The sequence below is a fragment of the Streptomyces sp. NPDC047880 genome, assembly GCF_040706515.1.
Lineage (GTDB): Bacteria > Actinomycetota > Actinomycetes > Streptomycetales > Streptomycetaceae > Streptomyces.
Window position 1 is genome coordinate 63,121 of record NZ_JBEZOK010000021.1, and the last position, 21,640, is coordinate 84,760.

Here is a 21,640-nt window from a genome sequence, read left to right on the forward strand (position 1 = left end):
GAAGGGAAAGCGAATGCACCGTCTCCCGCGGGTCAAAACTTTCGAAACCGCGAACGGCTCCCTCAGCCGGGTGCGCGGGTCAGCCGAGACCCGGTGAAGTCCGCCGTGAACTCCGCGTCGACGAGGTCCCGGGCGTGGATCGCCGCCGTCGCCGCCATCGCCCCGGTGAACCGCAGCCGGGAACCGTGGTCGTCGGACAGCCGGCCGAAGTCCGACTCCGGCCCGACCGTCGTGCGCACCCCGCCACGGACGTACCAGGAACAGGCGTCGGCCTCCTCGACCGTCACCCCCAGCGTCACGGTACGTCCACGACGGCGACCTGCCGCGCGTCGTCCTCGCCGCGCGACGGGCTGAGCACCGTACGGCCGCCCCCGGCGCCTCCCACTGCTGTCCGCGCCGCGGTTCGCCCTCCCGCTCCGCCCACGTCTGGTCCAGGGCGAGATACGCCTCGGGGTGCCAGAGCATCGGCCCGGCCGCCTGCGTGCAGGGGACCGGGCCGTGCCTCGACGGTGTCTTCGGCCTCCGCGTGGTGCTCGGTGACACGCTGGGCCAGCAGGGAGGCCGCCCACCGGGACTCCGGCCCGTGCCGCCCGCGCGGCCGGATCCACCCGGGGCGCGCCGTCGTGTCCGCCCAGGACGGGTCCGGCGGTTCGCACAGGGCGCTCCACGGCCGGGACAGGCCCTGCTGCGGTGCGGCGGCGTCGGCACGTCGACCTCGGCACGTCGGCCTCGGCCGCCCTCGCGGCCGGCCGAGGTGACTACGGCACCACCAGCGACGGGTTCGGCCAGCTCCGGCTTCGGCACGCTGATGTACACCAAGTAGCCCGAACGGCCCTCCCACCCGTCCGTGCACCGGAATACCGGGACAGAATGAGTTGCTCTGATCTTCACGGTGCACGAGCGCGGTGAGGAGGCTGGTGGACGTATGACGGCAGACCAGGTGGAACCGCAGGCGGACCCCGTGGTGCGCACGCCCTACGGCGCCTTGCGGGGCCGGTACGAACGAGGCGTCGCGGTCTTCCGCGGCATCCCCTACGCCGCCCCTCCTTTCGGCCCCCGCCGCTTCCGGCCGCCCGTACCCCTGCCGCCCTGGGACGGTGTCCGTGACGCCGGTGCGTTCGGTCCCACCCCGCCGAAACCGCCGTACTCCGACGCCTTCGCCCACTACCTGTCCGACCCGGTCGTGCCCGGGGACGACTGCCTCAACCTCAACGTCTGGACCCCGCAGCCCGACCCGCGAGCCCGCCTGCCCGTCCTTGTCTGGTTGCACGGCGGCGCCCTGACCAGGGGTTCCTCAGCGGTGCCCGTGTACGACGGACATACCTTCGCCCGCGACGGCGTCGTCTGTGTATCCATCAACTACCGGCTGGGTGTCGAGGGCTACGGCCTGTTCCCGGACACACCGCCGAACCCCGGCCTGCGCGACCAGATAGCCGCCCTGACCTGGGTGCACGAGGCCATCGAGGCCTTCGGCGGCGACCCCGGCCGCATCACCCTCTTCGGCCAGTCCGCCGGGGCGATCAGCATCGGCGCCCTCATCGCCGCCCCGCAGACCCAGGGGCTGGTCCGGCGGGCCGTCCTGCAGAGCGGGCCGCCCGAGGCGTCCGAACGGGCCAAGGTGCGGCGGATGGTCCGCCGCATGGCGTCCCGGCTGAAGATCCCCGCCACCGCCGAGGCCTTCGCCGCCGTAGACCGCGATCTGCTGCTGCGCACCCAGGCCGAGGTGGGCAGGCTGAGCAGCCCGGTGGTCGGCGGCCCCGCCTTCGGTCTCGTCATCGACGGCGACGTCGTCCCGCGCGACCCCCTGGAGGCCCTCACCGACGGCGGCGCGGCCCCCGGCGTCGAGCTGCTGCTGGGCTGGACCCGCGACGAATACCGGCTGTGGCTGGTGCCGGGCGGACTCCTGGAACGCGTCGACCGCCTCGGCGCCGTCGCCCTCGCCGCCGCCATGGCCCGCTGCCACTGCGGCGCCGAGGTCCCGCGCGGTTACCGCACCCTGCACCCCGAGGCCGGTACGGCGGAGACCGTCGGCCAGCTCGTCACCGACCGCCTGCTCCGCATCCCGCTGCACCACCTGGCCGACGCCCGCACGGAACCCTCGTACGTCTACGAGTTCGCCTGGCCCTCCAACCTGCCCGGCCTCGGCGCCTGCCACGCACTGGAACTCGGCTTCGTCTTCGACACCGGGGACGTCCCCGAGTCACGGAAACTGGCCGGTGAGGGCGCCCCGCAGGAACTGGCCGACGCGATGCACGGCGCGTGGGTCCGCTTCGCCACGGACGGCGACCCCGGCTGGGAGCGCTGGGACGGGGCCCACCCGGTGCGCGTCTTCGGCGACCGGGCACCGGACGCCGAGGACGAGGTGGCCTATACGGCGTACGGGCCCCGGGACCGTGAACTCGCCTTCTGGAAGACCGACGCCGCCGCACCCCCGGACACCGCACTCGAACCGGTCGCGGCCGACGCCTCACCCACGCGCAGCGCGGAACTTCGATCGGCCGTACGCCGACTCCGCCGCTCCGGCGCGCTCCGCCGGCAGTGACGCACTGGTGGCCGGGCGTGCTCCCGGCACCCTGACGGCAGGGGCCCGCAGTCACGTCCGGCGCGCCGTGCCTCAGCCGGACCGGGGCGGGCCCACCGAGTCCCGTACCACCACATGCGTCCCCAGCAGCAGGTGTCCGCCGTGCCGCCGACATGTGCGCGAAGGGCGGCCGGTGATGTCCTCCAGGACGAAGGCGAGGGGGGCGTGCCGGTGCCGGCGACGGCCTTCGCCCGGGCGCCGGCCACGTGGTCCAGCTCGTGGACCGCCCGTATCGTCGAGGGCCCGGGACGTCTGCGACCGGCGATGACACGGCGGATGTGCGTGCCGCCTCAAGCGTCTGCGGCGTGATCCGAACGGCGGGCCCTACGCCGCCCCCAGCGCCTGCGTGATGCCCGCGATGCCGTCCGGCCCCACCCGGCAGCAACCGCCGATCAGCCGGGCGCCCGCCTGCTGCCAGCCCTTCACCTGGCCGGATGAAAAGGTGGAACGGCCGGTCCAGGCACGCGCCCGGGCGTCCCAGACCTCACCGCTGTTGGGGTACACGACGACGGGCTTGCCGGTGACCCGCGCCGCCGTCGCGGCCGCGGCGTCCACGTCCTGCGGCGCGCAGCAGTTCACCCCGACCGCGATCACCTCGTCCGCCTCGGCGGCCAGGGCGAAGGCCTCCTCCAGCGGCTGTCCGGCACGTGTGCGGCCCCCGGCGACGGAGTACGTCAGCCAGGCCGGCACTCCGAGCCCGCGCACCGCCCGCAGCAGGGCCCTGGCCTCGTCGGCGTCCGGGACCGTCTCCAGCGCGAGGACGTCGGGCCGGGCCGCGGCCAGCACCTCCAGGCGCGGCCGGTGGAAACGCTCCAGCTCGTCCACGCTCAGCCCGTAACGCCCCCGGTACTCCGAGCCGTCCGCGAGCATCGCCCCGTAGGGACCCGCGGACGCGGCCACCCACAGGGGGCGCGGGACACGCGCCCGCCGGGCCGCCTCCCGGGCCGACTCCACGCTCAGGGACATGAGTTCGGCAGCCCGGTCATGGCCGATCCCGCGCTTGGCGAACCCCTCGAACGTCGCCTGGTAGCTGGACGTGATCGCCACGTCCGCCCCGGCCCGGAAGTAGGCGAGGTGCGCCTCGGTCACCGCCTCCGGCTGTTCGGCGAGCAACCGCGCCGACCACAGCTCGTCGCTCAGGTCGTGCCCGGCCGACTCGAGCTGGTTGGACATGCCGCCGTCGAGGACGACCGTCCCCGCGGCGAGGGCTTCTGCGAGGGGGAGGGTGCTGGTCATGCCGACGACGGTAGCCGACATCCCGCGGCGGACCCCAGCCGATTGTGTCCATCAGATGAACGGGCCGACCAGCATGTGGGATTGCGGTTTACGATCAGGACCCTCCCCCTCCGCTTGTACAGGAACCCTCATGACCGTCCCCAGCCCCACCGAGGCCGCGGAACCCGCCGACCGGGCCACGACCGGAACCGCCCCGGCATCCGCTCCCCGCCGCACCTTCGGCCTCGCCGCCGCCACGGCCCTCGTCATGGGCAACATCATCGGCGGCGGCATCTTCGCCCTGCCCGCCACCGTCGCCCCGTACGGCACGATCAGCCTGCTCGCGTTCCTCGTGCTCTCGGTCGGCGCGGTCCTGCTCGCGCTGCTCTTCGGCAGGCTGGCGCGGCGCAGCCCCGTCACCGGCGGCCTGTACGTCTACCCGCGGGACGCCTTCGGCGAGTTCGCCGGGTTCCTGTCGGCCTGGTCGTACTGGACGATGTGCTGGGTCAGCATCGCCGCCCTGGCCGTCGCGGTAGTCGGCTATGTCGACGTCCTCATACCCCTGCACGGCAACCACGCCCTCCAGGCCGCCGTCGCCCTGGCCGCCCTCTGGCTGCCGGCCGCGGCGAACTTCGCGGGCACGCGCTGGGTCGGCGCGGTGCAGGTCGTCTCCACCGTCCTGAAGTTCGTCCCGCTGCTCCTGCTCGCCACGGTCGGTCTCTTCTTCGTCGACGCGGACAACTTCGGCCCGTTCAACGCCTCCGGCCAGAGCGTCTCCGGCGCGCTGGCCGCCTCCGCGGCACTGCTGCTCTACAGCTTCCTCGGAGTCGAGTCCGCCGCGGTCAGTGCGGGCGAGGTCCGTGACCCCGAGCGCACGGTGGGCCGGGCGAGCGTCCTCGGCACACTGGCCTCCGCCCTCGTCTACATCCTCGGCACGATCGCCGTCTTCGGACTGGTCCCGCACGACCGGCTCGTCGACTCGGGCGCGCCGTTCGCCGACGCCGTCAACGCCGCCACCGGCAGTTCATGGGGCGGCACGGCCATCGCCCTGGTCGCCGTCGCCTCGATCACCGGCTGCCTCAACGGCTGGATCCTCATGGCCGCGCAGATGCCGTACGCCGCCGCCCGTGACGGTCTCTTCCCGGCGCCCTTCGCCCGTCTCGGCAAGGGCGGCGTCCCCGGTTTCGGGGTGTGGGCCTGCGCGGTCCTCGGCAGCATCCTCATCGCCCTCAACTACACGGCAGGACCGGACACCACGTTCCGCGTCCTCGTCCTGATCACCACCTTCACCGGTTGTGTGCCCTACCTGCTGTCGGCGGCGGCCCAGCTGTACTGGCTGGCCCGCGGCACCCACGACAGGGTCCGCCCGGCCGGTCTGGCCCGTGACCTGGCCGTCGCCGTCCTCTCCTTCGGCTTCTCGTTCTGGCTGATCGCCGGCGCCGGGTACGCGGCCGTCTACCAGGGCGTGCTGTTCCTCTTCGCGGGCATCCCGGTGTACGTGTGGCTGCGGGGACGCAAGGACAGGGCCGTGGCGGAGGCATAGCATCGGGGGATGCCCGAGGTCGCCGCAGCGCATGCCGAAGTACATGAGGTCCTGGGAGTTGCCGCGGACGAGGCGGTGTTCGAGCCGCTCACGCACAACCCGTCGAACGGCGTCACGGCCGGCGTGTGGCGGGTCGCCGGGGGTGACCGCTCGGCCGTCCTGAAGGTGCTGACGCGGACGAAGGAGACCGGCGTCGCCTGGTCGGCGTCCAACGACCCGCGCCACTGGAACTTCTGGCGCCGCGAGGCCTACGTCCACCGGACCGGGCTCGCGGGGGTGTGGCAGCGGCACGGCATCCGCGCCCCCCGGCTGCTGGAGTGCGTCGAACGCCCGGACGGTGACGTGGCGTTGTGGCTGGAGGACGTGACGGGCGAACCGGCCACCGCCTGGCCCCTCACCGGACACGTCGACCACGCCCACCGCCTGGGTGCCGCGCAGGGCGCGGCCGGACCGGGGGAGGACGCCCCCTGGCTGTCACAGTCCTTCCTGCGGGACTACATCTCGGGAAAGACGACCGGTGAGGAGCTGCTCGACGACGACGAGGCGTGGCGACAGCCAATGATCCGGCGGCACTTCCCGCCCGGCCTGCGCGAGGACATGGTCCGCCTCCATCTGGACCGCGACTGGTTCCTCACGGTCATGGAGTCGCTGCCCCGCGCCCTGTGCCACCTGGACCAGTGGCCCGCGAACGTCGTCCACGGCGGCCCGGGCGCCAGCGTCCTGCTCGACTGGGCGTTCACCGGCGACGGCGCCCTCGGCGAGGACCTCGGCAACTACCTCCCGGACTGCGTCTTCGACCTGTTCGTCCCGGCCGCCGACCTGCCGGGCCTGGCCAAGGCGGCCTACGACGCCTACGTGCACGGGCTGCGCGGGAGCGGCTGGCGGGGCGACGAACGCCTTGTCCGGCTGGGTGTGTGCGCGTCCGCGGTGAAGTACGACTGGCTCACCGCGCTGATGCTCGCGCGGGCGGACCGGGAGCCGGTGGCGTACGGCGGTGAGGGTACGGTCCCGGCCGAACTCCATTACCGGGAAAGGGGACTGACCCTGGCGTTCCTGGCCGAGTGGGCGGCCGAGGCGCGGATGCTGGCTCCTCTGCTCGGTTTCCCCGAAGCCCCCAGCGGCCGTTGAACCGCGGAACGGAACGAGAGGTCATGGCCCGAGTCGCCGAGCTGTCGTACTACCCCGTCAAGGGCTGCGCCGGGACGCCCGTACGCGAGGCGCTGCTGACGCCGGCCGGGCTGGCGCACGACCGCAGCTTCATGGTCGTCAGCGAGGAGGGCGTGTACCGGACGCAGCGCCGGAACCCGCTGCTGGCCGTCATCCGCCCCCGCATCACGCCCGACGGCGACCACCTCACGCTCACCGCCCCCGGGGCCGAGTCCCTCCACCTCCGGGTGGACACCTCCGGCACCCGGCAGAAAGTGGACCTGTTCGGGACCGCCTGCCAGGGCATCGACCAAGGTGACGACGCAGCACACTGGCTCTCGGACCTGCTGGGCGCACCGAGCCGGCTGGTACGGGTTCCACCGGAACACGACCGGGTGACCGACGGCCTGACCCCCGGCACCTCCGGCTACGCCGACAGCTGCGCCCTGCACGTCATCTCCCGCTCCACCCTCGACCTCCTCGACCAGCGGATGACCGACCGCGGTGCGGGCCCCCTGCCGCTCGACCGCTTCCGCCCCAACCTCGTCGTCGACGGCTGGGACGACCCCCACACGGAGGACCGCGCGCACCGTCTCCGCATCGGCGGCACGGAAGTGGCTTACGCCAAGCTCGCGATCCGCTGCGCGGTGACCCTGGTCGACCAGCACACGGGCACCCGGGCGGGCCCGGAACCCCTGCGCACCCTCGCCACCTACCGCCGCGCCCGCCAGGGCGGCGTCGCCTTCGGCACGAAGTACGCGGTGGTCCGGCCCGGCACGGTGGCGGTGGGGGACGAGGTGGAGGTCGTGGCGTGGGGGGAGTCCGAGCTGTGAGGCCGGGGCTCAGGCCGAGTCACTCACGTGCACCCCGCCCGCCCCGGCCGCGCCCCCTCGGCCGCGCCGGTGTCGCGAGGCTGATGACCAGGGCTGAGTCCGGGGCGTAGGGCCACCAGCCGAAGCCGATGTCTCCGGAGGTCCACGCGCTGCTCTGGGCCACCGCTGCGGTGGTGAGGGGCCGGATGCGCACACCACCGGAGACGGGCCCGGTTCGTGCCGATAGCGGAAAATCGGTGAACGACTCGACTCGTCAGACCCGTTGACCTCCTCGTGGCACACCCTTACCTTTTCGGCGTTCGTAATGACAGATGACGTTCGAGGTATCGGACGACGTGGTGTGTTCCCCCCCACCCATGAGAGGCAGGCCGCATGAGCCGCGACCCTGTTCTGCCCGAATCCCCCAGCCGCAGAGGGCTGCTGAAGGGCGCCGCAGCCGCCGGCGCCCTGGCCGCCGTCCCCGCCCTCCCCGGCGTCGCCCAGGCGGCACCCGCGGCGGAAACCGCTGCCGGAACACCCGGCAGGCGCCCGAAGCCCGCCCCCTTCGTCAACCCGCTGGTCCGCAACCGCGCCGACCCGCACATCGACCGTCACACGGACGGCTTCTACTACTTCACCGCCACCGCCCCCGAGTACGACCGCATCATCCTGCGCCGCTCCCGCACCCTGAACGGCCTCGGCACGGCGGACGAGTCCGTCATCTGGCGCGCCCACCCCACCGGCCCCATGGGCGCCCACATCTGGGCGCCCGAACTGCACCGCATCGGCGGCAAGTGGTACATCTACTTCGCCTCCGCGCCTGCCGAGGACGTCTGGGCGATCCGCATATGGGTGCTGGAGAACGCCCACCCCAACCCCTTCCAGGGCAGCTGGGTGGAGAGGGGCCAGGTCAAGACGGCGTGGGAAACCTTCTCCCTGGACGCCACCCCCTTCAGCCACCGGGGCAAGCGTTACCTCGCTTGGGCCCAGCACGAGCCCGGCCTGGACAACAACACCGGCATCTTCCTGTCCGAGATGGCGAACCCGTGGACCCTGAAGGGCCCGCAGGTGCGGCTCTCCACCCCGGAGTACGACTGGGAGTGCATCGGCTTCAAGGTCAACGAGGGCCCGTACGTCCTCAAGCGCAACGGCCGCCTGTTCATGACGTACTCGGCCAGCGCCACCGACTTCAACTACTGCATGGGCCTGCTGACCGCCGACGCCGACAGCCACCTCCTGGACCCCCTGAGCTGGAGCAAGTCGCCGACCCCGGTCTTCACCAGCAACGACACGACCAAGCAGTACGGCCCCGGCCACAACTGCTTCACCGTCGCCGAGGACGGCCGCACCGACGTGCTCGTCTACCACGCCCGCCAGTACAAGGAGATCAACGGCGACCCGCTGAACGACCCCAACCGCCACACCCGTATCCAGAAACTCGGCTGGAAGCCCGACGGCACCCCCGACTTCGGCATCCCGGTCGCCGACTCGGCAACGGCAGGTGAATGACATGAGACGGGCCCGCGCCGCCCTCCTCGCCCTGTGCCTCGCGCTGTTCGGCGCCCTCGCCACCGCCGGACCCGCCCAGGCCGCGCCCCAGACCGTCACCAACGGCACCCGGTTCACCGACACCTCGGGCAACCCCGTCCACGCGCACGGCGGCGGAGTCCTCAAGGTCGGCTCCTTCTACTACTGGTTCGGCGAGCACCGCAACGCCGACAACACCTTCCGCTACGTCGACGCCTACCGCTCGACCGACCTGAAGAACTGGGAGTTCCGCAACCACGTCCTCACCGAGGCCAGCGACCCGGAGCTCGCGACCGCCAACATCGAGCGGCCGAAGGTGATGTACAACGCCGCCACCGGCAAGTTCGTGATGTGGATGCACAAGGAGAACGGCACCGACTACAGCGAGGCCCGCGCGGCCGTCGCCGTCTCCGACACCGTCGACGGCGACTACACCTGGAAGGGCAGTTTCCGCCCGCTCGGCCAGCACATGTCCCGGGACATCACGGTCTTCGTCGACACCGACGGCGCCGGATACATGATCTCCGCCGCCCGCGAGAACTACGACCTCCACATCTACCGCCTCACCGCCGACCACACCGGCGTCGCGAGCCTCGTCGCCAACCCCTGGCCCGGTGGCCACCGCGAGGCTCCGGCCCTGTTCAAGCGGGGCGGCGTGTACTTCATGCTGACTTCGGGCGCCACCGGCTGGAACCCCAATCAGCAGCAGTACGCGACGGCCACCAGCATCGCCGGACCCTGGTCGGCGATGAAGAACGCCGGCGACTCGACGGCGTACGGCTCGCAGACCGCTTTCGTGCTGCCCGTGCAGGGCACCTCGGGTACCTCGTACCTCTACCTGGGTGACCGCTGGGGCAACTCCTTCGGCGGCACCGTCAACGACTCGCGGTACGTGTGGCTGCCGCTGGCCTTCTCCAACTCGACCACCATGTCGATGTCCTGGTCGCCCGAGATCACCGTCGACACGACGGCCGGTACCGTCACGGGCACCGCCGCCCCGTACAACACCCTGATCGCCCGCCACTCCGCCAAGTGCGCGGACGTCACCAGTCAGTCGCTCTGGGCGGGTGCACAGATCAAGCAGTACGACTGCAACGGAGGCGCCAACCAGAAGTACTGGTTCAAGCCGGTCGGAAGCGGTTACTACCAGCTGATGGTCAGGAACAGCAGCCTGTGCGTGCAGGAGAACGCGAGCACGGTCACGCAGGAGAACTGCGCCTCCTCCGCGACGAGCCAGCAGTGGTCGCTGACCACCACCGGCTCGTACGTGAACGTCAGGTCCCGCGCGAGCGGCGAGTGCCTCGATGTGAACGGGGCGTCCACCGCGGGCGGCGCCGCCCTCATCACGTACACGTGCAACGGCGGCACCAACCAGCAGTGGACGCGCGGTACCTGACCCGGCTCAGGCGAGCAGGTCGATCGCGTCGATCGCCGTGCCCGCACTGAGATAGCCGGTCGTTCCCGACCCGCTCACCACGTCGATCCTGAGCACGTTGTACTGACTCGTGTCCGTCTTCCAGGCGGACGCCGGGACGCTGTACGTGAACGTGTGGTTGTTGCCCCGGTAGGAACCGTTGGTCAGCGACCGGGTGTTCGGCTGGGTGGGCGGGGAGGGGATCGGCGAGGTCCAGGTGTCGTTGACGGTGACCTGGGGCCGGCCGTTCGCGTATGCCGTCGTCACCCCGATGCGCAGGGTGTGCGCGGCCGCCGCCTGGGCCGCCGTCAGCCGGAAGTACACCAGGATCCCGCTGTTGACATCCTTCCAGAGGTAGCACGGGAAGGCGGCGGTCTCCCCGCTGCCGATCACCACGTTCCCGGTCCAGGACGCGGCCCGGGGGTCGGAAGGATGCGCGTACGTCATCAGCTCCGCGTTCTTGAACCCCGCCGGCGTGCCGTTCCAGTCGCCGATCCGCCAGATCGCGGCCGCGTTCGAGGGGTCGTCGGAGGACGGGATCGCGATCGTGTTCAGGGTCGTCGTACCGCCCGCCGACACGCTCACCGACGTGGTGTACACCGCCAGTTCGCCCTTGTGGACGGTCAGCGTGTACGACCCCGGCAGCACACCGGAGAGGGAGAACCAGCCGTCCGAGGAGCGGGCCGCACCCCAGTACTGCGCCGACGTGTTGGCGAGCCCGACGGTGTACGGGTACGTCGTGTCCCGCCCGGAGATGCCCACGCCGGCCACCTTGCCCCGGCCGCTCGCGGGCACGTAGCCCGCGATGCCGAGCGAGTCGGCCCACGGTGTGGTCAGCGTGCCCGGGAACAGCGCCGAGGAGGGCGCCCCGCCATCCGTGAAGGCGACGACGTACGGGCCCTGGAGACCGAAGCGCTGTGCCTCGGTCTGGTTCTGGCCGTAGTGGAGGATCTCGTACAGGCCGCCGCCGTCCGTGCTCTGGTGGCGCAGCAGGGAACGGTAGAAGGGGCCGCCGGAGGCCTTCTCGTGGTTGCTGCGCACCATCCACAGACCGACACCTCCCGCGGACCAGCCGATGTGGTCGTAGTCCATGACGCGCCGCCCCGAGTAGTGCTTCGAACGGGTCTGGCCGTCGGCTTTCCGGAACACGTCCGAGGCCTCGATGGCGGTGGGCGCGTACGTGCAGGAGTCGGGCTCGTCGTTGAGGAACGCGCCCTTCTTCACACGCACGATGTACCGGGTCGCGGAGACGGAGGCGTCGGCCTTGTTCGTCCACAGGTAGATGTTGTTCTCGCCGCTGCGGGCCGCGTAGTAGTGCTTCAGCGTGCCGTGCGTGACGGAGACCAGGATCGTGGAACCGGACTGCCTGATGCTCACGGTGGAGGCGCCGAGGCCTGACTCGATGTGCGAGTTCTTGCCGCCGTAGCCCTGGTACTCCGTACCGCGGTAGACCAGGGAGGTCAGGTCGCCGGTGGACTTGCTCACCTTGAAGACCAGCCGGGCGCCGGTGTCGACGACGTAGTCCGAGCCGCCGTCGGTCCAGCCGAAGGCGGCCGCGTGCGCCGTGCGGGTGAGGGCCGCGGCGACGGCACCGGCGCCGGCGGCGAGCACGACGGTACGGCGGCCGACCGGTCTGTTCGTGGATCCGGACATGGGGGTGCCTCCTGCGGAAGGTGGGGGGAGTGCGGTGGGAGCGAGGGTGACAGTTGAATCGATTTCGCGAAAGGGCTATCACTCATCTCCGGCCGGAGATTCAGTGAATGCTGCTGGAGGGCTAGAAAGCGCTTGCCCAGGGCGATACGGTCCCCCTTCAGGTCATGTCGTGTGCCGGGGGGAGCCAGGAGTGAGACGTTTCAGCATCGCCGTCACCGCGGCGGTGGCCCTGGGGGCCGCGCCGCTGTCCGCACCCGCCCACGCGGGTGGGCAGAACGCGGGCTCGGGCCTCGGCCACTGCACCGCCGGCGCCTGTCACTTCGACGTCCCGCCGGGCACCTACGACGTACGGGTCACGCTCGGCGGCGAGACGGCATCCAGCACGAGCCTCGGCGGCGAGACCCGCCGCTCCCTGCTCCCCGAGACGGCCGCACCGGCCGGAAGGCGTCTCACCCGCAGTTTCACGGTGAACGTCCGCACCCCCGAGGGCGAGCCCACGGGCCCCGAGGGAACCCCCGGCCTCGACCTGCGGATCGGCGGCTCCGCCCCGGCCCTCGCCGACATCAGGGTCACCCCGGCCCGGCACGCCCGCCAGATCCTCCTGGTCGGCGACTCCACCGTCTGCGACCAGCCCGGCGACCCGTATTCCGGCTGGGGCCAGCAACTGCCCCAGTACCTCCGCAAGGGCCTGTCGGTCGTCAACTACGCCGATTCCGGGGAGAGTACGGTCTCGTATCTGGGGAACCCGCGGCTGTGGGCCACCGTACGGCCCCTGATCCGCCCCGGCGACCTGGTCCTGGTCCAGCTCGCCCACAACGACAAGACCACGGACGAGGCCGCCTACCGGGCCAACCTGGAAACCCTGGTGGAGGGCGTCCGGGAGCGGGGCGGACAGCCGGTCCTTGTCACTCCCATCGTGCGGCGCTGGTTCAACCCCGACGGCACGCTCAACAACGGAACCGCGCTCCTGGTCAACGGCCTCGGTGTCGACCACCCGGCCGTCGTCCGCGCGGTCGCCGCGGACCGGCGCGTCCCGCTGATCGACCTCACGGCGAAGACCAAGGAACTGGTCGAGTCCCTCGGCGTGGAAGGCTCCAAGGCGCTCTACCTGACCAACGAGGCGCGGGACAACACGCACACGTCCGTGCGCGGGGCGACCGCCTACGCGGGCCTCGTCCGCGACGAACTCGTCACCCGGCATCTGGTGCCGAAGGGCATGCTCCGGGTGGGATGAACCCCTGGGGCGCCCCGACCGGAACCGGGGCGCCCCAGGTCCGATCCGTTCCGACCGGCCCGAGCACGAAAGACACCCGATGCAGCTGCCTCCCGCCGACCGCACGACGTCCCCGATCACCGGCTACACCCGCGCCCACTGGGAGGCGGCGGCCGACTCCCTGCTCGCCGCCGTGGAGCCGTACGCCACCGGAGACCGCGCGCTCTACCACCTGCCCGGCGACCGGGCCGGCTGGTCGGGCCGCCTCTCCGACGGCCTGGAGGGCTACGCACGCACTCTGCTGCTCGCCGCGTTCCGCCGTGACGAGAAGGCCCTGGAACGCTACGCGACCGGCCTCGCCGCCGGTGTCTCGGGCGTCTGGCCCCGCATCGAGGACCGCCACCAGTCCCTGGTGGAGGCGGCGTCCATCGCCCTGGCCCTGCGGCTCACGCGCGACCTGCTCTGGGACCGCCTCGACGAAGGGGTACGCCAGCGGACGGCAGCCTGGCTGACCGACGCCCTCACGGCCGAACCCTGGCCCTGCAACTGGGAACTGTTCCCGGTCACCGTGGGCGGCTTCCTGGCCGGGATCGGCCACGAACCGGACGCCTCCCGCGCGGCGATCGACCGGGGCCTGGAACGCATCGAGCAGTGGTACGCCGGCGACGGCTGGTACACCGACGGCGACGGCCGCAAGTACGACTACTACAACGGCTGGGCGATGCACCTCTACCCGGTGCTGCACGCCTGGCTGGAGGGCGACGAACGACTGCTGACCCTGTACGGCGACCGCCTCCACCGGCACCTCGGCGACTACGCCCGCCTGTTCGGCGGCGACGGTGCCCCGATGCACCAGGGCCGCTCCCTGACGTACCGCTTCGCCACGACGGCCCCGCTGTGGCTCGGCGCGCTGACCGGCCGTACACCCCTGCCCCCCGGTGAGACCCGGCGCCTGGCCTCGGGCGCGCTGAAGTACTTCCTGGACCGGGGCGCGGTGGACGACCGGGGCCTGCTCTCCCTCGGCTGGCACGGCTACGACGAGTCCGTCCTCCAGGGCTATTCCGGCCCGGCCTCCCCGTACTGGGCGAGCAAGGGCTTCCTCGGCCTGCTGCTGCCGCCCGACCACGAGGTCTGGACGGCGCCGGAGGAACCCGCCCCCGCCGAACGCGCGGACTTCGTCACCCCTGTCGGCCCTCCCAACTGGCTGCTCCAGTCGACCCGTTCCGACGGGGTGGTCCGGCTCCACAACCACGGCAGCGAGGACGTGCGCTACGACCCGTACTACACGCGGCTGGCGTACTCCACCGTGACGGCACCCGCGGCCGCGTACGACAACAGCGTCCTCGTCGCCGGCGACCCGAGCCGCACGGGCATCGAACCGCTCGGCGTGGGCGAGGGCTGGGCGGCGTCCCGGCACGACGCGGGCGGGGCAGCGCGGGTGACGAGTGCGGTGCTGGCGCGCGGGGCGTCGGAAGTGCGGGCCCATCTCGTCTCGGGGGCGGAGCCGGGCACGGAGATCCGCGTGACCGGCTGGGCCGCGACGGAGGGTATCCGGGCGGAACTGCTGCCCGCGGTCGGTCTCGACGACGACCTCACCGGTGTGACCGCCGGGGACGCCACCCTGTTCGTGGCCCTGGCCCGGCTCACCGCCGAGGCGGATCCGGTTCCGCTGAGGGAAACGGTCTCGGTGACCGCTTCCGGGGAGGGGGAGCTGACGGTCCGCTGGAGCGAGGGGCCTGAGGTGCGGGTCCGGCTGGACGCGTCGGGTGTGCACGTCGACTGAGGTCTCCATCGTCCGGGCTGTCGTGGTCGGCTGTCTATCGGCCGGTGCCGAAACGAGCCTGCTGGGGTTGGCCGCACTTCGGCCGGTGCCAGCCTGCCGGGGTTGGTCGTACTTCGGCCGGTGCCGAAACGAGCCGGCCGGGGTTGGTCGTACTTCGGCCCGCACCGAAACGAGCCGGGCCTAGCGTGGCGGGATGACCGCAGATCCGCAGCCGCAGCCGCAGCCGTCGCCGCCCCGCCGGGCTGCCACCGCCTTCGCCGCTCTTCACCGCGCCGAGGAGCCCCTGCTCCTGCCCAACGCCTGGGACCACGCATCCGCCCGGGCCCTGGCGGGACAGGGCTTCCGGGCGATCGGCACGACGAGCCTCGGCGTCGCCGCGGCGGCCGGTCTGCCCGACGGGGCGGCGGCGACCCGGGAGGAGACGCTGCGGCTGGCCGTGACCCTGGGGCCCGAGCCGTTCCTGCTGTCCGTCGACGCGGAGAGCGGATTCAGCGACGACCCCGACGAGGTGGCCGAGTTCGCACGCGAGTTGCACGCGGTCGGAGCGGCCGGCATCAACCTGGAGGACGGTCTGGGACCGGCCGCCCGGCACGCGGCGAAGATCGCGGCGGTCAAACAGGCCGCGCCCGGCCTGTTCGTCAACGCCCGCACCGACACCCACTGGCTGGGCGACGGCGACGGCGTCCTCGCCCGCCTCGACGCCTACCAACAGGCGGGCGCGGACGGGGTGTTCGTGCCGGGCCTCACCGACCCGCGGGGGATCGAGGCGCTGGTGCGCCACCTGGAGGTGCCCCTCAACGTCCTCTACGCGCCCGGCGGCCCGTCCGTCGCCCGCCTCGCCGACGCCGGGGTACGCCGGGTCAGCCTCGGCTCGCTGCTGTACCGGCGGGCACTGGGCGCGGCCCTGGAGGCCGTGGCGGACATCCGCGCGGGCCGGCCACCGACGGGCGCAACGCCGTCGTACGGCGACGTGGCGGGGCTTGCCGCGCCGGCCGGCACCCCCGGTGCCACGGCCGGTAGCCGGTAGCCGGGTATCCGGGTCTGCACGGGCAGCCGGGCATCCGCACGGTCTCTACTCGTCGAGTGCGGCGACCAGGAGGGAGACGGCGGCCAGGTCGGGTGCGTTGCGCAGGCACGTCACGGCCTGCCGGCCCCCGAACTCGCGCTGGGCGGCCGTCACGGTGGGGTCGACGGCCGTCGCGGCCTGCACGTGGACGTAGTTGAGGGCCGTGGCGAAGAGCATGGAGAAGGACTCCGGACCGGTGAGCACGGCACGGCCGCCGGCCTCCCGGTACGCCCGGGCCAGGAGCCGCGCGGTGGTGATGTCCACGTCGTTGCCGCCGGACCAGACGTGGAGGGCGCGTGCGAATTCCCGTTCCGCCGCGATGGGACCGGCGTCGTCCCAGTCCAGCAGGACGGGCCCGGCCGGGCCGATGAGGACGTTCCGGGGCTGGAGGTCCAGGTGGGAGGTCACCAGGTCGCCGGGCGCCGAGGGTGTCACCCAGTGGGCCAGCGGGGGTGCGGACAGGGAGACGAACCGGTCCAGTTCCTCCCACCACGGCAGGCCCGCGTCCCGCACCTTCTTGAGGACGTCCTCCCAGTCGGCGTCGTCAGGGCACCGTTCGTACCAGTCGTCCGGGGGCTCGACGGCTCCCCGACCGGCCTGGTGGAGCAGAGCCATGGTCCGGCCGAACCAGGCCAGGACGGCCGGGTCGGACGGGTCCGCCTCGACGCCGTAGACCCAGTCGTACAGCTTCACCCAGGCCCCGCCGCGCGGGGAGTCGAGGCGCCAGACGTGGGCGCCGTACCGGTCGGCGTGGAGCCGGGGCGAGGCGATGCCGAGAACAGCCGCGGAGTCCCGTAAGGCGGCCTCGCGGGCGACCTGGGCCTCGTCGCAGCCGAAGAGGAGTTCCTTCACGGCCCAGGAGCGGCCGTTCCCGGAGAGTTTCCAGATCTGGCCGAGGGCGCCCCGGGTGACGGGCGTCATCGTCCAGGGGCCGGTGCCGAGGGAGTAGCGCTCGGCTATGACACCGGCGGTGTCATCGGACGGAAGGTGTTCGGCCATCGGAAGTCCCTTTCTCGCCCGGCCAGTTCAGGAGCAGTACGTGCAGGGCGTCGATCGTCCTGTCCCAGGAGGCCTGTACGTCACGGGGCGCGCCGAAGGCGCCGGTGGACTCCAGGGCGCAGTAGCCGTGGAAGGTGCTGCGCAGCAGGCGCACGGCGTCGGTGAGGTCGGGTTCGTCCAGGCCGTAGGCGCGGAGCATGCCGTAGGTGACGTCGGCCGTGCGGCGCATCGCGGGGGAGACGGCGACGAGTTCCTGGTCGATGCGGATCTGCGTCGCGGCGTACCGGCCGGGGTGGTCCACGGCGTAGGCCCGGTAGGCGGCGGCGAAGGCGCCGAGCGTGTCCCGGCCCGGGCTGCGCCCCTGGACCGCCTCCGCGATCCGGTCGATCATCTCGCCGCCGGCGAGCAGGGCCATGCGGATCCGCAGGTCCTGCAGACCCCGGACGTGGGTGTACAGACTGGCGTCCTTCACCCCGAAGCGGCGGGCCAGGGCGGAGAGTGTGACACCTTCGAGGCCGACCTGGTCGGCAAGCTCGACCGCGGCCGCGACGAGACGCTCGGGCGTGAGACCGGCTCTGGGCATGGGAAGTTCGGGTTACCTCTCGAAGAGGGCCGGGCGGGAGGCGAGGTACCCCGGACGCACCGGGTGATCGTAGCCGCCGGCGGGCGCACGGCGGTGCCGGATCCCGTCGGTCACGCCAGCCCCTCCGCGACCGCCCGGCCCGTCTTAGGAGCCGTCAGGTAGCGCAGCAGGCTGTGGGGCTTCAGGCCGTTGTCGAGGGGCTCGTCCACCACCGCACCGAAGCGCGGGGCGAGTTCGTGGACGACGGCCACCAGGTCGCCCGGGTCGGCGATGTTCGTCCACCGGTGGACTCCGCCCGGCCAGGCACCTCGTCCCTCCGTCGGCAGTGGGCTCAGCCGGTTGAAGATCAGGGACAGGCCCAGCGGGGAGCCGACCGTCACCAGGTCGGTGACCGGCCACTCGGGGTGCTCGCACAGTGCCTCGTACGCCACGACCGAGCCGAGCGAGTGCGCGACCAGCACGCGGGTGTCGGGGCCGATCTCCTCCGCCACCCGGGCCCGGGCCCGCTGCCACACGACGGGCTCGTTCATGTACCGCCGCACCTGCTTCAGGGCGAGCACCATCATGCGGTCCGAGTACGTGCCGAAGAACCGGGACCCGGACAGCGCGTCCAGCGCGCCGCGGACCCGCTGGGACAGCAGCCGCCCCGTACCGGGGATCGCGCGGGTGCCCGGCTCGTCCGGGCCCGTCACCGCCGGGTCCGTGGCCGCGGCGGCCTCCCACCACGCAGCGAGCAGCTCCGCCTCGAAACCCTCCTCGACGTCGTGCTCGTCCCAGGGCGGCACGCCGAGGGCGCGGGTGCCCTCCTCGAAGAAGACGTCGCCGTAGAACGCGCAGGCGACCTCGTCCTCGGTGAGCCGGAGCCCCGACCCGAGCCGTACGCCGTCACGCAGGGCCGGGATCACGTCCCGGCCCATCAGCGCGGCCCCCGACCACTCGTGCCCGATCCCGTGCACCACCACGACCCGTGCCATCGCCCGTTCCCCCGATGTCCGTCAGCGCAGTTCAGAAGGACCGAGCGTAGTACGGGACAGGGACGGCCGGGCGCGGATACGCGTGGGTTCGTCTCGGCGGCGCCGGGGGCGTAAGCCGTTGCAGGGCGAGGACCTCGCCCGCGGCCACGACGAAGGCGGCCGGTCGGCACGAGGGCCGACCGGCCGCGGATGACATCCCGGCACTCTCGGGATGTCGGTCAATCGGTCAATCGATTCATCGGTTTCTCACCCGGTGGTCGAGAACACGAACGAGAACTCCACCGGCTCCGCCTTCAGGAAGTACTGCGGCAGCGGACCCGGGCCGCAGGACTGCGAGCCGATACCGTGCAGCCCATGGTCGAGGTTGACCCACACCGTGTCGCCGGCCGTGAGGTCGGTGCGGTGCCGGGCGGCATCGAGCTGCTCGGTCGTCCAGCGCCGCGCCGTGAACCAGAACTCCGGGTCGCCCTCGACCCGGAGACCGCCGAGCTCCACCCAGCGCACGTCGGCCCGGGCACCGTTCTCCTGCGGCCGGACGTACGGCGTCTGCAGCCCGTCCACCGTCGACTGCCAGCGGCCCACCATGGACGCCGTCCCGGTGTCCGGGTACGCCTCGCCGGGACCGCCGCCGAACCACTCCACCGCGTCGGCCTCCGGCAGCCCGAAGCGCACCCCGAGCCGGGGCAGCGGCACCGTCCAGTCGCCCTCCGGCGTCACGGACACGCCCAGCCGCAGCCGCTCGCCGTCGGACGTCCAGCGGTACACCGTGTCCAGGCCCACCTCGCGGGCGGCGGGCGCCACCCGGGTGCGGACCGTCAGCGCGTCGTCGCCGGCCTCGACCGAGACCAGGCGGTGCCGCATCCGGTGCAGGCCCAGCGTGCGCCACAGCACCCCGAAACGGGTGTCGGTCTGCCATTCGGCGCCGTCGTCGTTGTCGGTCGTCGCCCGCCACACGTCCAGCCGCGGCGTCGCGTCGACCTCCACCCCGCCGATCGAGAGCAGCGCACCGGTGCGGGCGTCGAACCGGGCCGGGCCGAGCGTGATCCGGCCGCCGTCGGGGACGGGCCGGTCGGTCGCCGGGAAGGACGGCAGCGGCCGCGCCCCCACCGAGAACTGGCCCCAGGCCACCACGTGGCCCTTCGCGGCCCACGACGTGTCGTCCGCGAGCAGCGCCCGGACCGTCCACTGCCGCTCGCCGCCGCGGCCGTCCGCGGGCGGCTCCGGCAGCTTGACCTCGGCGCTCTCGCCCGGCGCGAGCGCCGGCACGGCGAGCGAGCCCGACTCGACGGTCTCGCCGTCCACCTGGCACGACCACGCGAAGGCCAGCGCGGACAGGTCGGCGAAGTCGTGCTTGTTGGTGACCCGCACGGTGCCGTTGGCGCCGTCGCCCTCGATGCGGACCGGCTCGACGACCTTCTTGTACTCGATCAGGCCCGGCGACGGCGTCCGGTCCGGGAAGACCAGCCCGTCGCACACGAAGTTGCCGTCGTGCAGTTCCTCGCCGAAGTCACCGCCGTAGGCGTAGCCCAGCTCGGCGTGCTTGACGCCGTGGTCGATCCACTCCCAGACGAAGCCGCCCTGGAGTCTGTCGTACGTCTCGAACAGCTCCTGGTAGTCGGCGAGGCCACCCGGGCCGTTGCCCATGGCGTGCGCGTACTCGCACTGGATGAACGGCAGCTCGCGGCGCTTGTGGGTGCCGCCGTCGAGCTGCCGGCCGATCTTCTCGACCTCGTCGTGGAAGGCGTACATCCGCGAGTACACGTCGGTGTCGCGGCAGTTCCAGTCGCCCTCGTAGTGCACCAGCCGCTCGGGATCGCGGCCGTGGATCCACTCGGCCATGGCGGTCAGGCCGCGTCCGGTGCCGGCCTCGTTGCCCAGCGACCAGAACACGATCGACGGGTGGTTCTTGTCCCGTTCCACCATGCGCGCGGCGCGGTCCAGCAGGGCCGGGGTCCAGCGGTCGTCGTCGACCGGGTTGTCCCGCCAGTCCTGCTCGGTGAAGCCGTGGGTCTCCAGGTCGCACTCGTCGATGACCCACAGGCCGTACTCGTCGCACAGGTCCAGGAAGGCCGGGTGCGGCGGGTAGTGCGAGGTGCGCACGGCGTTGAGGTTGTGCCGCTTCATCAGCAGCACGTCCTCGCGCATGGTCTCCAGGTCCAGGGCACGGCCCTGCTCGGGATGCCACTCGTGCCGGTTGACGCCCCTGAACAGGATCGCCTTGCCGTTGACCTTGATCAGCCCGTCCTCGAGGACGACCGTGCGGAAACCGATCCGCAGCGGCACCCGCTCCCCGTCCGTGGCCAGCACGCCGTCGTACAGCCTCGGTGTCTCCGCGGTCCACGGCTCGACGGCGACCGTGACCGGCTCGCCGGTCGCGATATCGATGTCCAGGGCGGGGACGGTCACCCGCCCGGCGACGTCGGAGTCGACGCGCAGGGTGCCCTCGCCGGTGGTGTGGTCGTAGGAGGCGTGCACGAAGAAGTCGCCGACGCCGCCCGCCGGGCGGTGCAGCAGCGTCACGTCCCGGAAGATGCCGGGCAGCCACCACTGGTCCTGGTCCTCCAGGTACGACCCGGCCGACCACTGGTGCACGCGCACCGCGAGCACGTTGCGGCCCGGCTTCAGCAGCTCGCCGACCGCGAACTCGTGCGCGAGGCGGGAGCCCTTGAACTCGCCGAGCTCCGTGCCGTTCAGCCAGACCCGGGCGCAGGACTCGACGCCGTCGAAGCGCAGCACCGCCCCACCGTCCGACGGCCAGTCGGACGGCAGGTCGAAGACGCGCAGGTGGTCACCGGTCGGGTTCTCCGTCGGGACGTACGGCGGGTCCACCGGGAAGGGGTAGAGGTGGTTGGTGTAGATCGGGGAGCCGAACGCCCCGTCGCCCTGGAGGACCCAGTGCCCGGGGACCGTGACCTCGGCCCAGTTCCCCGCGTCGTGGCCCTCTTCGGCGAACGAGTCGTCCTCGGCACCGGCCGTGGCCGAGAGCCGGAAGCGCCAGCGGCCGTTCAGCGACAGGGACCGCGCGTCCGAGGACGCGTACCAGGCGCGGGGCGGCAGGGCACCGTTGCCCGGGGAGACGTCCTCGACGTATTCGACGGAGGGGGTCGTGCGGAAAGACATCGGTCTCCTAG

At 72.3% G+C, this 21,640-nt stretch carries 17 protein-coding genes; 9 read left to right on the forward strand and 8 right to left on the reverse strand.

Translation table 11 applies throughout. The features are described from left to right. Positions 1-62 precede the first annotated feature (62 nt). Positions 63-299, reverse strand: coding sequence for a hypothetical protein (locus tag AB0937_RS27440; RefSeq protein ID WP_366715070.1), 237 nt, complete (start codon positions 297-299; stop codon positions 63-65). Continuing rightward, positions 296-898, reverse strand: coding sequence for a hypothetical protein (locus tag AB0937_RS27445; RefSeq protein ID WP_366715072.1), 603 nt, complete (start codon positions 896-898; stop codon positions 296-298). Before AB0937_RS27445 ends, AB0937_RS27440 begins: the two co-directional genes overlap by 4 nt. 27 nt (positions 899-925) lie before the next feature. Here AB0937_RS27445 and AB0937_RS27450 point away from each other — a divergent pair, with 27 nt between their 5' ends. Continuing rightward, the gene (locus tag AB0937_RS27450; RefSeq protein ID WP_366715074.1) at positions 926-2,542 is read left to right on the forward strand and encodes a carboxylesterase family protein; all 1,617 of its coding nucleotides are present in this window, start codon (positions 926-928) and stop codon (positions 2,540-2,542) included. 363 nt (positions 2,543-2,905) lie between these two features. Here the strand turns inward: AB0937_RS27450 and mmuM are convergent, their stop codons facing one another. Continuing rightward, entirely contained in the window at positions 2,906-3,817 is a 912-nt protein-coding gene (gene mmuM / locus AB0937_RS27455; RefSeq protein WP_366715076.1) for a homocysteine S-methyltransferase, read from the reverse strand. Positions 3,818-3,947: 130 nt separating this feature from the next. Here mmuM and AB0937_RS27460 point away from each other — a divergent pair, with 130 nt between their 5' ends. From AB0937_RS27460 to AB0937_RS27480, 5 genes are all read left to right on the forward strand, one after another. Then, on the forward strand, positions 3,948-5,339 hold the full coding sequence (locus AB0937_RS27460) for an amino acid permease (RefSeq protein WP_366715078.1): 1,392 nt from the start codon (positions 3,948-3,950) through the stop codon (positions 5,337-5,339). 9 nt (positions 5,340-5,348) lie between these two features. Further along, positions 5,349-6,467, forward strand: a complete 1,119-nt coding sequence (locus AB0937_RS27465; protein ID WP_366715080.1) for an aminoglycoside phosphotransferase — start codon at positions 5,349-5,351, stop codon at positions 6,465-6,467. A gap of 23 nt (positions 6,468-6,490) precedes the next feature. Further along, on the forward strand, positions 6,491-7,318 hold the full coding sequence (locus AB0937_RS27470) for an MOSC N-terminal beta barrel domain-containing protein (protein ID WP_366715082.1): 828 nt from the start codon (positions 6,491-6,493) through the stop codon (positions 7,316-7,318). A gap of 372 nt (positions 7,319-7,690) precedes the next feature. After that, complete coding sequence (locus tag AB0937_RS27475) at positions 7,691-8,806, forward strand: glycoside hydrolase family 43 protein (protein ID WP_366715084.1); 1,116 nt, start codon at positions 7,691-7,693, stop codon at positions 8,804-8,806. A gap of 1 nt (position 8,807) precedes the next feature. Then, positions 8,808-10,220 carry an RICIN domain-containing protein gene (locus AB0937_RS27480; protein WP_366715085.1) on the forward strand — a complete coding sequence of 471 codons (1,413 nt, stop codon included), beginning with the start codon at positions 8,808-8,810 and terminating at the stop codon, positions 10,218-10,220. A 6-nt stretch (positions 10,221-10,226) separates the two neighbouring features. Here AB0937_RS27480 and AB0937_RS27485 read toward each other — a convergent pair whose 3' ends face one another. After that, the gene (locus tag AB0937_RS27485; RefSeq protein ID WP_366715087.1) at positions 10,227-11,891 is read right to left on the reverse strand and encodes a rhamnogalacturonan lyase B N-terminal domain-containing protein; all 1,665 of its coding nucleotides are present in this window, start codon (positions 11,889-11,891) and stop codon (positions 10,227-10,229) included. A 190-nt stretch (positions 11,892-12,081) separates the two neighbouring features. On the opposite strand from AB0937_RS27485, the gene AB0937_RS27490 reads away from it, so the two are divergent. The 3 genes from AB0937_RS27490 (at position 12,082) to AB0937_RS27500 (ending at position 15,914) form a co-directional block, all read left to right on the forward strand. Beyond that, entirely contained in the window at positions 12,082-13,125 is a 1,044-nt protein-coding gene (locus tag AB0937_RS27490; protein WP_366715089.1) for a rhamnogalacturonan acetylesterase, read from the forward strand. A gap of 79 nt (positions 13,126-13,204) precedes the next feature. Further along, a complete protein-coding gene (locus tag AB0937_RS27495; RefSeq protein ID WP_366715091.1) occupies positions 13,205-14,887 on the forward strand; it encodes a DUF2264 domain-containing protein in 1,683 nt (560 codons plus the stop codon). A 193-nt stretch (positions 14,888-15,080) separates the two neighbouring features. Continuing rightward, on the forward strand, positions 15,081-15,914 hold the full coding sequence (locus AB0937_RS27500) for an isocitrate lyase/phosphoenolpyruvate mutase family protein (RefSeq protein ID WP_366715093.1): 834 nt from the start codon (positions 15,081-15,083) through the stop codon (positions 15,912-15,914). Positions 15,915-15,959: 45 nt separating this feature from the next. Here AB0937_RS27500 and AB0937_RS27505 read toward each other — a convergent pair whose 3' ends face one another. The 4 genes from AB0937_RS27505 to AB0937_RS27520 form a co-directional block, all read right to left on the reverse strand. Beyond that, a complete protein-coding gene (locus AB0937_RS27505; RefSeq protein WP_366715095.1) occupies positions 15,960-16,952 on the reverse strand; it encodes an aminoglycoside phosphotransferase family protein in 993 nt (330 codons plus the stop codon). Next, a complete protein-coding gene (locus AB0937_RS27510; protein ID WP_366715097.1) occupies positions 16,927-17,535 on the reverse strand; it encodes a WHG domain-containing protein in 609 nt (202 codons plus the stop codon). Before AB0937_RS27510 ends, AB0937_RS27505 begins: the two co-directional genes overlap by 26 nt. Positions 17,536-17,645: 110 nt before the next feature. Beyond that, positions 17,646-18,509, reverse strand: coding sequence for an alpha/beta hydrolase (locus AB0937_RS27515; protein WP_366715099.1), 864 nt, complete (start codon positions 18,507-18,509; stop codon positions 17,646-17,648). Positions 18,510-18,755: 246 nt separating this feature from the next. Further along, positions 18,756-21,629: a glycoside hydrolase family 2 TIM barrel-domain containing protein gene (locus tag AB0937_RS27520; protein ID WP_366715101.1), complete on the reverse strand. Its 2,874-nt coding sequence runs from the start codon at positions 21,627-21,629 to the stop codon at positions 18,756-18,758. Between the last annotated feature and the right edge of the window lie 11 nt (positions 21,630-21,640).